At 54.2% G+C, this 15146-nt stretch carries 14 protein-coding genes and 1 pseudogene (1 of these 15 only partly in view); 6 read left to right on the top strand and 9 right to left on the bottom strand.

Features of this window, described 5'->3' with window-relative positions; genetic code table 11:
• Positions 1 to 89 precede the first annotated feature (89 nt).
• On the bottom strand, positions 90 to 1058 hold the full coding sequence (gene rsmH, locus IPM21_15210) for a 16S rRNA (cytosine(1402)-N(4))-methyltransferase RsmH (GenBank protein MBK9165222.1): 969 nt from the start codon (positions 1056 to 1058) through the stop codon (positions 90 to 92).
• A 410-nt stretch (positions 1059 to 1468) separates the two neighbouring features.
• Here rsmH and IPM21_15205 point away from each other — a divergent pair, with 410 nt between their 5' ends.
• The 4 genes from IPM21_15205 to IPM21_15190 all read left to right on the top strand — a co-directional run bounded on the left by IPM21_15205 (position 1469) and on the right by IPM21_15190 (position 4162).
• On the top strand, positions 1469 to 2272 hold the full coding sequence (locus tag IPM21_15205; protein MBK9165221.1) for a ZIP family metal transporter: 804 nt from the start codon (positions 1469 to 1471) through the stop codon (positions 2270 to 2272).
• A gap of 60 nt (positions 2273 to 2332) precedes the next feature.
• Positions 2333 to 2539 (top strand): hypothetical protein, encoded by a 207-nt coding sequence (locus tag IPM21_15200; protein ID MBK9165220.1) that lies wholly within the window; start codon positions 2333 to 2335, stop codon positions 2537 to 2539.
• A gap of 157 nt (positions 2540 to 2696) precedes the next feature.
• Positions 2697 to 3296, top strand: coding sequence for a phosphatidylserine decarboxylase (locus tag IPM21_15195; protein MBK9165219.1), 600 nt, complete (start codon positions 2697 to 2699; stop codon positions 3294 to 3296).
• Positions 3297 to 3301: 5 nt separating this feature from the next.
• Complete coding sequence (locus IPM21_15190; GenBank protein ID MBK9165218.1) at positions 3302 to 4162, top strand: phosphatidylcholine/phosphatidylserine synthase; 861 nt, start codon at positions 3302 to 3304, stop codon at positions 4160 to 4162.
• Here IPM21_15190 and IPM21_15185 read toward each other — a convergent pair whose 3' ends face one another.
• From IPM21_15185 to IPM21_15175, 3 genes and pseudogenes are all read right to left on the bottom strand, one after another.
• Entirely contained in the window at positions 4163 to 5530 is a 1368-nt protein-coding gene (locus IPM21_15185) for an O-antigen ligase family protein (GenBank protein ID MBK9165217.1), read from the bottom strand.
• Positions 5531 to 5547: 17 nt separating this feature from the next.
• Complete coding sequence (locus IPM21_15180; GenBank protein ID MBK9165216.1) at positions 5548 to 6828, bottom strand: tetratricopeptide repeat protein; 1281 nt, start codon at positions 6826 to 6828, stop codon at positions 5548 to 5550.
• A gap of 7 nt (positions 6829 to 6835) precedes the next feature.
• Positions 6836 to 7970: pseudogene (locus tag IPM21_15175) on the bottom strand (DegT/DnrJ/EryC1/StrS family aminotransferase).
• A gap of 229 nt (positions 7971 to 8199) precedes the next feature.
• Here IPM21_15175 and nth point away from each other — a divergent pair.
• Positions 8200 to 8841, top strand: a complete 642-nt coding sequence (gene nth / locus IPM21_15170) for an endonuclease III (GenBank protein ID MBK9165215.1) — start codon at positions 8200 to 8202, stop codon at positions 8839 to 8841.
• A 21-nt stretch (positions 8842 to 8862) separates the two neighbouring features.
• Here nth and IPM21_15165 read toward each other — a convergent pair whose 3' ends face one another.
• From IPM21_15165 to IPM21_15155, 3 genes are all read right to left on the bottom strand, one after another.
• Positions 8863 to 9366 (bottom strand): hypothetical protein, encoded by a 504-nt coding sequence (locus IPM21_15165; GenBank protein ID MBK9165214.1) that lies wholly within the window; start codon positions 9364 to 9366, stop codon positions 8863 to 8865.
• Positions 9367 to 9377: 11 nt separating this feature from the next.
• Entirely contained in the window at positions 9378 to 9560 is a 183-nt protein-coding gene (locus IPM21_15160; protein ID MBK9165213.1) for a hypothetical protein, read from the bottom strand.
• 736 nt (positions 9561 to 10296) lie between these two features.
• Positions 10297 to 11886 carry a M20/M25/M40 family metallo-hydrolase gene (locus IPM21_15155; protein MBK9165212.1) on the bottom strand — a complete coding sequence of 530 codons (1590 nt, stop codon included), beginning with the start codon at positions 11884 to 11886 and terminating at the stop codon, positions 10297 to 10299.
• A 226-nt stretch (positions 11887 to 12112) separates the two neighbouring features.
• Between IPM21_15155 and IPM21_15150 the strand changes: the two genes are divergently transcribed.
• The gene (locus tag IPM21_15150; protein ID MBK9165211.1) at positions 12113 to 12613 is read left to right on the top strand and encodes a hypothetical protein; all 501 of its coding nucleotides are present in this window, start codon (positions 12113 to 12115) and stop codon (positions 12611 to 12613) included.
• Between the two features lie 12 nt (positions 12614 to 12625).
• On the opposite strand, the gene rimO is transcribed toward IPM21_15150, so the two are convergent.
• Positions 12626 to 13984, bottom strand: coding sequence for a 30S ribosomal protein S12 methylthiotransferase RimO (rimO, locus tag IPM21_15145; protein MBK9165210.1), 1359 nt, complete (start codon positions 13982 to 13984; stop codon positions 12626 to 12628).
• A gap of 97 nt (positions 13985 to 14081) precedes the next feature.
• Positions 14082 to 15146: the 3' portion of a DUF3488 domain-containing protein gene (locus IPM21_15140; GenBank protein MBK9165209.1), read on the bottom strand. 1116 nt of this gene lie beyond the right edge of the window; 1065 of the gene's 2181 nt are visible here — the last part of the coding sequence; its start codon lies beyond the right edge, outside the window; the stop codon is at positions 14082 to 14084.

Raw genomic sequence — 15146 nt, 5'->3', positions numbered from 1 at the left:
AACACCGTGATGAACACATATTTCCATCTGCCGCCCCGGCCGTTTGTTCTCTTTTTTCTGTTTATGGTTGGAGTTCGCTTTCTCATAAGTCACCTTGCTTCCTGTTCGGCGAGCCTTCTTGCGGCTCTAAGTTTTGCGCTTCGTGCTCTTTGGTTTGCGTCGGCCTCGGCGGGCGTTGGCTCGATCGGCTTCTTGGTTAATATCTCCAGCTTTTTTACCGCCCGGCACTGGCAAACCGGCATTCGCGGCGGGCAACTGCATTTCCCTGAAAGCCGCCTAAATTCGTTCTTTACGATCCGGTCCTCCAGCGAATGAAACGCGATCATCGCGATCACTCCGCCCGGCTTTAGCACATCGGCCGCATCGTCAATAAAGCCTTCAAGGATCTCGGTCTCGCGATTTACTGCTATCCGAAGTGCCTGAAACGTCCGCGTTGCCGGATGGATCCGCTCGCCGTGCTTTCGTCCAAGCACCGAGGCGACAAGATCAGCGAGTTCCGTTGTGGTCTTCACCGGACGACCTTGTTCGCGGCGTTTGACGATCCGGCGGGCTATTTTCCTTGACGCCCGCTCTTCGCCAAACCGGTAGATCACGTTCGCGATCTCCACCTCTTCCAGTTCTTCCAGAAGTTCGGCCGCCGTTTGATAGCCCGAATCCGGGTCCATCCGCATATCGAGCGGGGCATCAAATCGAAAACTGAAGCCTCGCTCCGGCGAATCGATCTGGAAAGATGAAAGCCCGAGATCCGCAAGCACACCGTCGACTGCTTCTATCCCAGCATCTGCGAGTGCGGAGCGGATATCGGCAAAATTCGTATGAATTGCCGTGAATCTGTTTCCGAATCTCGCCAGGCGTTCCGTAGCCAGTTTGAGTGCCGCCGCATCCTGGTCAAGCCCTATTACACGAAGGCTTTCGGAGCGTTCGAGCATCTCTTCGGTGTGCCCGCCCATTCCGAGCGTCGCATCGACGATGATCTCTGAAGTCGCAAAGTCAAAGAACCCGAGTGATTCATCAAGCAACACCGATCGGTGTCTGGAAGCTGCATCAAGCTGTTCCATTGTCGAGGCTGCTCCGCCCGAAGACACATCTACCCCGCTGTCGCGAATAGCGCCAGTCTTGTTTTGATTCGTTAATACTTAAGGAAAAAGTTACCGTTGAAACGACACCTAGCGGCCTGCATTCCGCCGATGCCTGTGTCCAAAGAGTGTTATTTGGGAAAGTCCAGTCAAAATGCGCCAACTGCTTAAACTCATGTGGGTCGATAATTTGGTCATTTTGAACTTCCCCTTGGTCTTTTGCCCCTTTAGACTCAGTTATCTTAGTCCGAACTCTTATGCAATGTCAAGAGTTTTCTGCATAAAATTTAATCAACTGCTTAAGAATTTCTGATATTGCCTTCCGCGGTCCATCTATTCAGTTCACATAGCTCGATTTTTGCGGTAGAGTCTCCTATTCGGCTTGCGAGTGTATGTCGTACCTCTTCTTACAGTTGATCGTTTTTGGGACACTTGCCGGACTCGGCAATGTGGTCGGCGGCCTGCTTCTATTCCCCTCGCGGCTTCACACTACCTACAAGCGCTATCTTAATTATCTGCTAGCCTTTGGCGCCGGGTTTATGCTGGCCGTGACCCTGCTCGAGATCTTTCCGCGAGCTCTAGAACTCTGGTCGCGCGATGCGACGGGCGGAGCCGAACGTTACACAGTACCTTTTCTACTAGTGACGGCCGGATATCTTGCAACACAGTTTTTTGAACACACCATCGCTCCGCATTTTCACCTCGGCGAGGAAGTTCATACTGACACGATCCTTTCAGTCCGGTCTGCGTATGCCGGGATCGGCGGCCTGCTGATCCACACGTTCTTCGACGGTGTTTCCATCGCCGCTGCCGCACAGATCGATCCGCAAGTGGGATTTCTGGTCTTCCTCGCGGTCTTTATGCACAAACTTCCCGAAGGTTTCACGATCGGTTCGATGGTGCTCGCATCCGGCCGCGGCTTTCGCGAGGTGATCTTTGCCACCGGGCTAATTGGGTCGGCGACGTTGCTCGGCGTTATCGGCTTTTATCTTATCGGGGCGAGATTTGAGAATGCGGTGATGTATGCCCTGCCGATCGCGGCCGGCGTAACGCTTTATGTCGCGGCAAGCGACCTTATCCCCGAAGTGAATCACCACGGCGGAAAGCGGCCATTCGTTTCCCTCTCGGTATTTGGCGGTGTTGGGCTCTTTTTCCTGATCCGTTTCCTTCTTAGTTTTTTTTCGCAACCGCACTAACAAATGTTCGGAACCATCTGGCGTGCCGGGGCGTATAAGCTAATGGAGGCGAGATTCACGATGAGAAATCCGTTATTAGCTGGTATTCTGAGTTTCCTTATTCCGGGCTTTGGGCAGATCTACAATGGCCGTTTGATCATTGGTTTCATTTGGCTTATTGTGTCCGGCTTTTCGTGGATAGGTTCCGCAGGTACTCTCGGCTGGATAGTTCATATTATCGCTGCCTGGTGTGCTTACAGCTACGCAAAGGACAATCCCGTTAGATGACCGTTCTTCATTTGATCCTCCTTTACGCCCGCTTGTCCGATGACGGCGGGCTTTTTCGTGTTCGCAAAACCGATTCTTATCAGCTAAACTCTTTACTTACTTTCGCTTGATGCGTTAGGCGGGCCGTGGAAAGCTACGACCTGCATTTGATCTTCCTGTGGCAAAAGAAGGATTTCCGTTTGTACTCATTCCGGCTCTGCTTGCGCTGATAGCCGGTTACCTGCAGCTTTGGCCGGTGGCTTTCGCATTTGCGGCGCTCGCGGCCTTTATGGCGTATTTTTTCCGCGACCCGCATCGGGTGATTCCCGAAGGCGACGACATCATTGTCTCGGCAGCGGACGGCAAGGTGACCCGCATCGATGTCAGCGAGAAAGGCACGCTTGTTAGTGTCTTTCTTTCGCCGATCGATGTTCATATCAATCGCTCGCCGATCGCCGGTGTTATCGAAAAAGCAGAATATATCAAGGGCAAGAAGGGCCCGGCGACGAGCAACGAATCGAGCCTTTTTAATGAACGGAATTCGCTGACCATTCGCGGCGAAAAGATCACCGTCGTTTGTACGCAGATCGCCGGGCTCGTTGCCCGACGGATAGTTTGCTGGAATGGCGTCGGAGACACCCTTGAGAAAGGCCAGCGTTTTGGCTTGATCAAGTTTAGTTCGCGTACGGATATCTTGATGCCAAACATCGTCGAGCTTCAGGTAAAGATCGGCGACCGCGTCGTCGGCGGTGAAACGGTGATCGCAAGGATCAAATAGACCAGATGGAAACCGAAGAGCATCCGGGCCATAAAGGCATAAAAAAAGGGCTTTACGTCCTGCCGACCGCATTTACGGCGGCGAATATTGCCATGGGCTTTTTTGCGGTCATCTGGTCGATCCGCGGATTTCATCTTGCTTTTGAAAATCCGGCGGCCGCGGCGAGCTATTTCAATTACGCTGCCATCGCGATCGGGCTTGCAATTCTCTTTGACACTCTCGATGGCCGCGTCGCCCGGGCGACAAAGACCGCGACCGAGCTCGGCGTCCAATTTGATTCCCTCGCAGATGTTCTAACCTTTGGCATCGCTCCGATCGCACTTGTTTATAGCTGGGGATTTGCTACGGCTTTTAGCGAAAAATCTTCAGAGCACGGCTTCGCGATCTTTCTTCTCTTTATGTATTTGATGTGCGGTGCCTTTAGGCTTGCGAGGTTCAATCTGCAAGCTACGCGGCCGCGTGTGCTTATCGAAGGAACTCCAAAGCTTGATAAAAAGAATTTCGTCGGGCTGCCGATCCCGCCTGCCGCCGGGCTGATGGCCTCGATAGTCCACTTTGCCCCGATGCCGCTCAACACCTACGGCGAAGGACATGCCCGCTTCTACGCAATGCTGATGATGGTGCTTCTTGCCGTGCTTGGAGTTTTGATGGTCAGCACTCTGCGATACACAAGTTTTAAGTCGGCCGGGACTGGCAGGCGAAATCTTTACCTCGTGCTTCTCATTGCCGCGGTCGGAATGCTTATCTGGCTTTATTCGGAATATGTACTGCTGATCGTTTCAGCGATCTACGTCGGCCACGGCGTTGTCTGGTATGTCTTCTCTCTTTTAAGACGCCGCAGCCGCGAACAAACCGCCGAAGCTTAACTACTTCCTAAATCTCGCGATCTTTCCCTTCGAACTGCGTGAACGCGGCCGGTGTTTAATATCGGGATCGTCCGGAAAGTCGTCATCATAACTCTCTCTCGCAGCGATCAGAACCGCGATCAGCATTACGAATGTAACCGAGATCGCGGTGATGTGAAGTACGAAGTCGAAAATGCTGTGGACAAGTATGGCAAAGATGCCTGAGACGGCGCCGATTGCAACTGCCCGCCGCCACTGATTCCCCGTCGCCATACCCGCTTTCGCCAATCTGTAGATAAAGAAAAGAAACGCCCCGCCGATGATCAAACCAGGCAGGCCGGCGTCCGAGAGAACCTGAAGATAATCATTGTGCGCCTGTTCGACACGTTCGAGCCCGGTAAGCGAATCGTGCGGCGTATATGCAACTCCGTAGGCTCCGAGTCCCGCTCCGAACGGCATATTCGCCGCGATCATCTTTAAGGTAACGCCCCAGATATGCGTGCGGTCGCTTGTGATGTTGTCCGACGTGGCCGTGTCGGCTATCCGCGTCAGCGAGCTTTCACCGCCGACAAATATCGACCCGCCAACGATCGCCCCAAATAGCAGAAGCACCAGTGCAATACGAAGAGCGAGTTTTTTGCCGCCGCCTTTTCCGAGCGTAACCAAAGCAAGAAAAACAAGCTGTGCCAGAAAGGCGACCAAGCCGCCGCGGGAACCGCTGAGCAGCAACGCAACGCCCATCAGCGTCACGGCCGTAATGTAAAGCAGCTTTTTGTCCCGCTCGACCGCCCCGGCAAAAAGAAGCCCGAGCGGAAGTGCGATCGCCATCTCCATAAATGCCGCAAAGTTGTGGCGATTTACGAACGAGCCGAAAGAGGTCTGAGCGTTGACCTCATAAATTCCGTAGATCTTTCCGGGACTCAAAAAAGATTGCAGTATCGCAAAAAATGCGTACGCAAAACCGAAGATCGTTAACACAGCGACGACCTTGTGTATCCGTTTATTCTTATTGAGGACCGCGACAAAGGCCGTGAGCAAAAGAAAGAGTGCGAAGAAGCCAATGGCGGATTGTTTCGTTGCAAAAGGATCGAGCGAGATCGTCGCCGGGATTCCTGTGAGCCCGGCCGTGGCCGCAGCTTCTCCGAAAGGGATAACTTGAACAAGCCCGTAAACCGCAGCCGCCAGAATGGCGACCGAGACGTAGCTCTTATCCACGGCGATCGATCCCGAGCGGAAAGCGTCCACGCCGACGAGCATAACTGCCAGGGCGATCGCCACATAGTAAACTGAGATTATCGGCTGATGAACACCGCCATATGCCAGCGTGACAAAGCCCGCGAGTCCGAGCAGGAGGGCGAATGCCGTTTTTTGTGCAAGTGTGGACCTCATTAAAGTCTTTCCGGCGGCTATCTTTTCACTATCGCAAAGTCATCAAGCCAGGCTGTGCCGACGATCGGACATTCCGGCCCGCAGGTTATCCTCGCCGTTCTCACATAAACACCTTCGCAGTTCTCGGGAGCGGTAAAGTCCAGTGTCCGCTGCTGCCAGTCGGCAGTTCCTTCGGGAAAGGTCTCGCCATTGATTATTAACGTGTCATCGCTCGCATTGGCGACCTGGATAAAAGGCGGGCCGCCCGAGCGGAAGTTTTCCGTTCGCACCCAATAGGTCAGGCGATAAGAAACGCCGGGAACGACCGGCACGACCTGAACGATGTTGTAAAATTCAGGCTTATCGAAGCCTTTAAAGGTCAGGCGGAAGCTCCGGGTTCCTTCTCGCTTGACGGCGGAATCCGGCGTCATGTCCACCCGAGGTTCTCCGCGTTGGACACGCCAGCCGAAGAGCGTATCCTCCGCCGCACCGATGAAATTCTCAAATCCGGCGTTCGTCATCTGCTCGGCGCGTGCTTCGGGGTCGATCCCGGAGTCCCGGGCAAATTCCGCCGCCTCACGAAACGCCCGCCGGCTGAAAAGTCCCATCGCTATGGTGCGGGGCAGAGTGTCGCTTGCTGCTTTTTGTTCCGGGGTGAGCAGGTTCCAATTTCTGAGGGCGTCGGCCGAGGCTCCGCGGGCGGCGAAAAAGAGCGCGAGGCTGGCCCTTACATCCGGGGCGTCTCCGGCGATCTTTTCGACCTCGGCGGCATCTTTTCCGAAGTAATCCCAAGCCAGCGAGAAGACCTGTTCGCGGTAAACGCTGCTTTTTTGTGCTGCCTTGTTGAGTTCGGCGAATGCCTCGTCTCTGCGGCCGCGGCGGAGAAGGAAATTTCCGTATTGCCAACGCGGGAATGTGTATTCCGGAGCCAATTCTATCGAACGCTTGATCGCATTTTCGGCTTCTTCAAACCGTTCGGCCTGTTCGTAGGCACGGCCGAGCTCTATCCACCACCGAAAATCATATGGCGAGAGCCGGACGGTATCTTCAAACAGCCGGACCGAGTTCTCGATGCTCTCGGCCGAAAAATTCTCCCGCTCTTTGCTTGCCGCAAGCCACGCGGCGAGCGGATCGCCGGGTGCGAGCGAGACCGCGTAGCGTGCAATAGCATCTGAATTCGGTTGGGCCGGAGATGTAAGCTCGGCAAACATATTCCCGATCTGCCACCTCACCCCGAACCACGCGAAAGCGAGCGTCGCCGCAAGCAGGACGCCGATCGCTATCTTTACCTTTGTGTCTGTCGTGTCGATCCGGGACATTTAACTCTTAAGCAGACGCCGAGCGGCCGGCGAAGAATTCCGCGATCGCGGCAACAACATATTCCTGCTGTTCCGGCTTTAATTCAGGGATAAATTGGCAATGCCAGCGTCTCGCGGGCCGCCCGCTCGGCCTCGGGAAGATCGCCCGCCTTGTAGCCGACAAATTCAAAGCACTCCTGAAGATGCAGCGGGACCGGATAATAGATATCGGTGCCGATGCCTTTCTCCGCAAGAAATGCGCGAAGCTCATCGCGGCCCGCGGGAACCCTTACAACGTATTGATTATAAATATGGCGGACGTTCGGGCGTTCATATGGCAGAGTTATTTCGCCCGAGAGCCCCGCGGCGGAAAAAAGCTCGCCGTATCTTTCGGCATTTGCTTTACGCTTATCCGACCACTCGTCAAGATGCGGAAGTTTCACTCTAAGAACCGCTCCCTGAAAGCCATCAAGCCTTGAATTCAGCCCGACCCATTTATGAAAATACCGTTCCTTTGAACCATGAACGCGAAGTGCTTTTAACTTCTCGGCAATCTCGTCATCGTTGGCGGTCATAAATCCGCCATCGCCCATGCCGCCGAGATTTTTCGATGGATAAAAGGAAAAGCAGCCGACGGCGGACATATTCCCGGCCCGAACTCCATTTTCCTCAGCCCCGATCGCCTGTGCTGCGTCCTCGATAAGAGGTATGCCGTGTTTCTCCGAGATAGCGTTCAGCGCCTGCATATCCGCGCACTGTCCGAAGAGATGGACGGGCTGGATGGCCTTCGTGCGTTCGGTGATCTTCGCCTCGATCTGTGCGACGTCGATATTGTAAGTGTCGGGTTCGATATCGACAAAAACGGGAGTCGCACCGAGCCGGGTGATCGCACTTACGGTCGCAAAAAAGCTGTACGGCGTAGTAATAACCTCGTCGCCCGGACCGATATCAAAGGCCATCATCGCCAGAAGCAAAGCGTCGCTGCCCGAAGCGCATCCGATGGCGTATCTCGTCCCGCAATAACCGGCAAGCTCACATTCGAGTTCCGCGACCTCACCGCCGAGGATGAATGCATTGGTATCCAACACCCGCCCCAAAGCCGCCTCTATCTCCGGCCGAAGCTTTGCATTCTGTTCACTAAGATCAAGTAAAGGAACCTTCATTATATTTATTGCCACAGAGGACACAGAGATGATGAGAATATTCGGGGGCAAATTCCCTGAACGCTGCCCGCATAACTTGCCGCCTTGCAAAAACCCAAAAACCTTCCTCCGTCTCTGCGGTGAAAAACTTAAAAACCCTTGCGTCTCAGCGTCTCTGCGTTAAAAACCAAATCTTACCGAAGTTCCTCTTGATTTGCATTGTTGCCGGGCGGACTTTAATCTTGCAGGAATGATCCCCGACCGAGCTGCACAGACAAAAGAGGTTATAAAACAACTTAAAAAGGCCTATCCGGACGCGCATTGCGCGCTTAACCATACAAATGCCTTTGAGCTTTTGATCGCCACGATCCTGTCGGCACAATGCACGGACGAGCGCGTAAATATCGTCACCGCCGAGCTTTTCCGGAAGTACCCGACACCGAAACATTTCGTCGAGCTTTCCCAATCGGAGCTCGAAAAAGAGATCCACTCGACCGGATTTTTCCGCAACAAGGCGAAGAATATAAAAGCGGCGTGTGAAAGGCTTTTGGAGACGTATGGCGGCGAGGTTCCGCAGACGATGGAAGACCTTTTGACGCTCGGCGGTGTTGCCCGCAAGACTGCGAACGTTGTTTTAGGAAATGCTTTTGGGATCGCGTCGGGTGTGGTCGTTGATACACACGTATCGCGGCTTTCTCAGCGGCTCGGGCTGACCGATGCAAAGACGCCCGAAAAGATCGAGGCCGATCTCGCGGAACTTGTCCCCAAGAAACATTGGGTGATGTTCCCGCATTGGCTTATTTACCACGGCCGCCAAGTTTGCAACGCCCGAAAACCGCTCTGCGGCATCTGCACACTCGCCGACATCTGCCCAAGCCGGATCGAGGCGTGAATTAGTTGCTAAATGTTTTGATCAGACCGCCGAATCGACCACGACATTATAGGTCGGCGAGAAGTTTCCGTAATCTTTATTCTTGCGGATAAAGATCGCACGGAGGGCGACGCGTTCTACGGCTCCGGGCGTGGTCGTTGTTAGCTGGAAATCGCCGGGTGTTATCGTGAGAAAGGCCGCGGTCGTGAATTCGCCGTCGCCGGCCTTCTTTTCTATCCTTACGGCGTCCGTGCCCTGAAGGCTGCCGGTGACATTTATGGTCCCGCCGTTCGTGACCTTGAATTTGAGCTCGGGGAAAACTTCCGCTTCATCTTTCGGCCGGTGTTCGGGGCCGAGAAGTCCGAGGTCGAAGCCGATCGATTCATTAAAACCCGGAGCGGCGACTATCCGGTTGCGGAGTTCGATAAATTGATCGACGGCACCGATTGTCAGGCTTCCGGCCGGAGGTGCGGGAAACAGCGGAGCCGCCGGAGCGACTGCACCCGTTTGCTTGCCGAAAAGAACTTCGTCCCGCCACGTCGTCATCGCCTGCATCGTTAATTTGCACTGTTCGGTGGCGCGTAAGCGGTCAGCATCGTGTCGCAAAGAGCGACGGCCGCCGCGGTTTCCGCCGGCGAAAGCCCGAGAACAGCCGCGTGGCCCGCGATCTTTGACCGGAAATTTAGGACAAGCATCTGCTGCTTAGAAAGGCGGCGTGGCCACCAAAATTTTCTTGCCATCGTTATGAGTTTTGGGTTAAAGAACCGAATGCCCGGGAAAGGTGGTTCTAAAAACAGGAGTTTTGACTGGCCAAGTGGCTCCGAGCCTTAGGAAAGCCCTCGGCACAAAGCCATTTATGATTCTAAACAATCCCCAACCCGCCTAACAAGACTTTTTTTCTAACCGGAAAACCTGCCGAAAGAGATGGAACATTCCACATCTCCGACGGCAAAACTCACCGCATTTTTGTAACGTTTTCCAACTAACAAATAACAATTGCCGGCAGAATAGTCAGGTCTTTCAACTCAAACATAAACGTTCCCGGCAAGCCCGTTGGTTTTTCCGGATCATCCGGAAACATTTCCGCTCATTTCGGGAACGGCTTACTTTCAATTCCCCGTCTGTGAATTCTGTGTTCCCGTTCTGTGTATTCTGTGTTCTAAGAAAACCGCAAACCACAGAATGCGCAGACCAAGACACAGAAAGCACAGAAAGAAGAAACCGTCTGAGCATTCTGTGTTCCTTATCTGTGTGTTCTGTGTTTATGGTCTTTCTTCGACCACAGAATGCACGGAAAGGAACACAGAAACCACAGACCAAGACACAGAAAGCACAGACACCGAGCCACGGAATTATTTCAAACGCAGAGGACACAGAGAGCACAGAGATTTTTGTGAAATTTCGGCTCGGTGACCAAACGATTCAATAGTTGAACTCGATCAACGCCTCACAAACCTCTGTGCTCTCTGTGGCTAATTACCTTCTCGGTGCGGGCGGCATTTTATCGGCCGGGAACCTTGGGAGCATTTCGTCGGCCATCGCGAGGTGGTAAACGATCGCGGCGGCGACTATCGCGCTTTGCTGCAGGTCCTCGGGGATGATCCGCTCAAAGGTATCGAGGTTCGTGTGCCAGGTATGCGTCCCGTATTCGATCGGGTCGAGTGCGGTTCCGATTCCCGGCAGCCCGGCTGCATTGAACGAAGTGTGATCCGTTCCGCCGGTGTTCCGGCTCATTGTCGCGATCGCACCGATGAGATTCATATCTGCAAAAGGGGCTCCGACGCGGCGGAGTTCATCCGCTGCCGACGGCGGGCCAAAAACCGTAAGCCCGCGGATACGTCCCGTTCCCGAATCATGATTTATGTAGCCGTTGAACTTGAACCAGGCCGGTTTGGGCGATTCCGCCGTGCCAAAATGTTTGGCCACATACGCCTGAGAGCCTAACAAGCCCTGTTCCTCGCCGCTCCAGAGTGCGACCCGAATTGTCCGCCGCGGTTTTACACCCAAAGCCGTCAATATCCTTGCCGCTTCCATCATGATCGCGCAGCCGGTGGCATTATCTGTCGCACCGGTCGCCGCATGCCAGGAATCAAGGTGGCCGCCGAGCATTACGACCTCATCGGCCTTATCGGTGCCCGGAATTTCCGAGACCACGTTGTATGCCGTCTTCCCTTCCGGATAGATGCTGTTTTTGATGTCGAATTCAAGCTCTACGCTCTTTCCGCCTTTCATCAGGCGAACTATCCGGCCGAAATCCTCATTGCGCATTACGACCGTGGGAAGAGTTTTTGCCGGATCGTACTCACCGCGGAAGGGCGAGAACGCACGGATCTGTCCGTGCTCGCGGCCGGCGTCATTTACACGCACAAGAACGCCGCTTTCCATCAGGAACTTATTTACCGCCTGCGAGATCTGTGCCCCGTTGAGCTCGCCGGGCTTTGCTTCCCTGTCGATCTGCGGCGGGCGTTGCGGGCCGGGCTGCCGCTGAGCTTCAGGATCAAATCTCGGCTTGATAAGTTCATCCGGGATGCGCTTCGGCGGCGGATTGAGATTCACCGGAACATTTTGAGGCTCGCCATACATTACTATCGCTCCGCGGACCTTTTCCCGCATCGAGGCGAAATATGTATCAAGCTCGGCCTGAGTCGGTCGCTGCGGGAGGACCATCTGCACGGCTTTACCTTTGGCAACGCCGTTGGTGCTTGGGGTCCACGCCAAAACTTCAAAGACCAACGGGCTCGCAACCGGGCTAAGCATGTGGCCGGAAGCTCTTTCGTTCTCCCAACCCGGGAAACCAAATTCCCAGGGCTCAAGAGCACCATTTTTCATTCCCCACTCGGCCATTTGCCGAATTGCCCATTCGCCGGAAGCTTTCAGCTTGGGCGAACCCGTAAGCCGCGGCCCGTAAACATCGGTAAGAGTTTGGACAAGCTTTACGACCTGTGAATTCTTTGTTCCTTCCTCGCGGATGCGGGCATTTATGTCCGGCGCTTGGGCAAATGCCACCGAGGAAAACAAAATGCTGACCGCAAGGAAAGACGAGACAAGTGTGCGAAGTTTTTTCATAGCGTATTTTCGGTTCCGGCGGGCAAAACGGAACAAGCGGAAAGCTCCGATGAGGTGCCGGTCGTGTTTTTTTAGGATATGGCCACGCGGGCCGGGAACTTTATTGGGATTATACTCAGTTTCGGCGTAAATTGTTTCCACCGGGCGGCAAAACTGTAAATTCCGAGGCGTCAGGTGTAAGATATTGGAGCCCCGCCCGGGGCAATACAGACCTGGAGAAAGGACAATGGCATACGATGGAGAGTTTTTGGATTCGTGCGGGACGGTCGATATGGATTGCTCGCGGGTCGCGGTCGTAGCGGTCAGCGGCAGCGGGCCAAATGTTTGCGGCCACCTTCTGATAGGGACCGGCGTCGGCGGGAACATGAATTATTTTCATGTCGCCGAGCTTCGTGATTATCCGAAATATATGGCCCCGGCCGGATTTCAAAGGTACCTTCGCGAGAACGGAAAATCGGAGATCAGGCGGCGTATCCTGAGCCTCCCGGATCCGAACGGGGCGATGAACTATCTGGAAGGGCTGATGTCGCGGACATGGACGTGGGGAGTTCTTCCGAATAACTGCGTGGCATTTGTTGAAGAGGTCATTGCAGCCGGCGGCGGAAGCTGGAGCTCATATTCCAATTGCCCGGCGGCAGCTATTTCGGACTCGATCGAAGAAAGAGCGAACAGATTCCTGAGTACACTGGAGAATGAGATCTACGGACTATACGGAGTTCCGCGATAAGGTCTTTCGAATCTATTTTAGAGATACGATCTCGCCGATGAGGTCGTAGGCGTGGGCTTCGGTGATCTTTACGTTGTAGATATTGCCTATCTTCGGCTCAAAACCTTCGGGCATGTCGTTGATGAGAATGTAGCCGTCGATCTCCTGTGTCTGGCCCTCGAGCCGGCCCTGGAAAAGAAGGTCTGATTCCTGCGAGAGGCCCTCGAAGATAACGGGAAATGTCCTGCCGATCTTTGCCTTGTTCATGGCCTTGCTGATCTTTGCCTGCTCTTTCATCAGCAGATTCCGGCGGCGGACCGCGACTTTTGGGTCCACCTTGTTCGTCAGGTCATACGCGGGCGTTCCCTCTTCATCGGAATAAGTAAACACGCCGACGTTATCAAAACGGCACGTGCGGACAAACTCCATCAACTCGTCAAAATCTTCGTCGGTCTCGCCGGGAAAGCCGGTAATGAACGTGGTCCGGATCGCGATGCCGGGAACCTTCTCGCGAACCCGGGTAATAAGTTTCTCAAGCGAGGCCCGAGTCCCGCCGCGTTTCATAAGCTTTAACACATTGCGGGAGGCATGCTGGAGCGGCATATCGAGATACTTGACCGCCTTCGGCGTTTCGGCGATCGCGGCGAGAAATGCATCGGAAATATGGGTAGGGTATGCATACATCACGCGGACCCATTCAAGTTCATCGATCTCGCCAAGAGCTCGGATCAGAGCCGCCAAGGCATCAACCTCGCCCAGATCTTCGCCATAACGAGATGAATCCTGTGCGATCAAGACTACTTCCTTAACTCCTTGTTTTGCAAGACCGCGAGCCTCTTCGATGATCGAGCCAAAACGCCGTGAACGAAATGAACCCCGCATTCCCGGTATCGAACAAAATGCACACGGCCGGTCGCAGCCCTCGGCGATCTTTATGAATGCCGTATGCGACTCGGTCGCCCGGAAACGGGGCGTATCGAAATCATAAAGATACGTCGCTGTTTTATTGCCGATAGGAAGCAGCGGCAGCTCGCGGAAATTCATCCTTTCATCAGCGGCCTCAAGTATGCGGGTGACTTCATTTGTTCCGATGAACGCATCGACTTCCGGGAGCTCTTTCATCAGGTCATCGCGATACCGCTCGACAAGACAGCCCGCAACTACAACCCGTTTCGCCTTACCGTTCGCTTTCAAACTCGTCGCCTCGAGAATGGCGTCTATCGATTCCTGCTTGGCGGATTCGATAAACCCGCAGGTGTTGACGACGACCGTGTCTGCCTCCTCGGCATTATTCGTTATTTCCCAGCCAGCTTGCTGGAGCGTGCCCATCATCACCTCGCTATCAACGAGGTTCTTCGGGCACCCGAGACTGACAAATCCGACCTTTTTCATTACTTCTACTTTACTATTTTCGGGATGAGAACGCAGATATGTGATGCCCTGCGTTATCTGCAAACGACGACATATAAGCCGCCTTCGAGACCTATGATCACTTACTTGTTGGCGGAAAACTCCTCTCGGCCTCCAGCCGTGCGATCGAATCCTCGACCGCTGCATTCTCGTCGGATGTAAGCTCGGCCGAGCCATACCGAGCTCGGTTATACGCCTCAGTGATATTTTTCACATCCGGGTCCCCGAGCGCATAAGCAAATTCCAGCGGCGTCTGGTCTTGGGCTCGGATCATTCCCTTTTCAGCCAAAATTCGCTGCATCCGAGCATAAAACTCGACCATGTCGCCCTGCTTCTCTCGCCTGAGCCTCGACGAGAACCGTGACCAAAAACGTGACTTGCGGAGCCGACGGAAGAGAAATATCACGAAATAAACCGTCATGGCGGTAGATAAAAGAACACCGGCACCGACGCCTATCGCATATGCAGTCCCAGCAAGGCCCGAGTCACCACGGAAGTTCCGCCACCATTCCTGCAGTGCGGTATAGGCCGATGTAAGCCACGAGTTCGCCGCCTGATTCGCTTCCGAGATATTCTTTCGGGCGGAGGCGAAGAGCGATCGCTGTTCCTGGCTGTCGAAAGCAACGAAATACTGTATCCAAAGCATTTCGAGGGCCTCGAAGTACTTTCGCATGCTCTGGGTAAAACCGCCGGCGGCAGCTTCTCCAGTTTGTCCCGCGGCCGGCGTTGGGTCAAAGGACACCCAAACATCTTCGCCCGGAAAATAGACCTCGACCCAGGAATGTGCGTCCCGCTGGCGAACGACGAAAACATCCGCGGTCTCGTTATATTCTCCCCGCTGGAAACCATTTACCACCCGCGTAGCGATACCTTGTGTTCTGAGCATAACGGCCATCGCCGTCGCAAAATATTCGCAATGCCCTTCGCGGACATTAAATAAGAAATCGGCAAGTGGATTATCGCCGCCGGCTTTCATTTCAAGCGTGTAGCCAAACTCGGTCTGAAGATAGCCCTCGATCATTCGGGCTGCGTCGTATCTGTTGGTCGCTCCCTCGGTGACCTCTGCGGCAAGCTCAACGATCCGGCCATCAATATCATCGGGAAGCTGCAAATAATTGCCGATACCGGCCGGATAACGGGCAAA

It is taken from the genome of Acidobacteriota bacterium (assembly GCA_016716435.1).
GTDB lineage: Bacteria > Acidobacteriota > Blastocatellia > Pyrinomonadales > Pyrinomonadaceae > OLB17.
The sequence above is the reverse complement of the archived record's forward strand: the minus strand, read 5'-3'. Positions and strand labels throughout refer to the sequence as shown.

Coding starts and splice junctions, on each gene's coding strand:
- rsmH (MBK9165222.1), bottom strand. CDS start 1,058: ATGGAACAGCTTGATGCAGCTTCCAGACACCGATCGGTGTTGCTTGAT.
- IPM21_15205 (MBK9165221.1), top strand. CDS start 1,469: ATGTCGTACCTCTTCTTACAGTTGATCGTTTTTGGGACACTTGCCGGA.
- IPM21_15200 (MBK9165220.1), top strand. CDS start 2,333: ATGAGAAATCCGTTATTAGCTGGTATTCTGAGTTTCCTTATTCCGGGC.
- IPM21_15190 (MBK9165218.1), top strand. CDS start 3,302: ATGGAAACCGAAGAGCATCCGGGCCATAAAGGCATAAAAAAAGGGCTT.
- IPM21_15185 (MBK9165217.1), bottom strand. CDS start 5,530: ATGAGGTCCACACTTGCACAAAAAACGGCATTCGCCCTCCTGCTCGGA.
- IPM21_15180 (MBK9165216.1), bottom strand. CDS start 6,828: ATGTCCCGGATCGACACGACAGACACAAAGGTAAAGATAGCGATCGGC.
- nth (MBK9165215.1), top strand. CDS start 8,200: ATGATCCCCGACCGAGCTGCACAGACAAAAGAGGTTATAAAACAACTT.
- IPM21_15165 (MBK9165214.1), bottom strand. CDS start 9,366: ATGACGACGTGGCGGGACGAAGTTCTTTTCGGCAAGCAAACGGGTGCA.
- IPM21_15160 (MBK9165213.1), bottom strand. CDS start 9,560: ATGGCAAGAAAATTTTGGTGGCCACGCCGCCTTTCTAAGCAGCAGATG.
- IPM21_15155 (MBK9165212.1), bottom strand. CDS start 11,886: ATGAAAAAACTTCGCACACTTGTCTCGTCTTTCCTTGCGGTCAGCATT.
- IPM21_15150 (MBK9165211.1), top strand. CDS start 12,113: ATGGCATACGATGGAGAGTTTTTGGATTCGTGCGGGACGGTCGATATG.
- rimO (MBK9165210.1), bottom strand. CDS start 13,984: ATGAAAAAGGTCGGATTTGTCAGTCTCGGGTGCCCGAAGAACCTCGTT.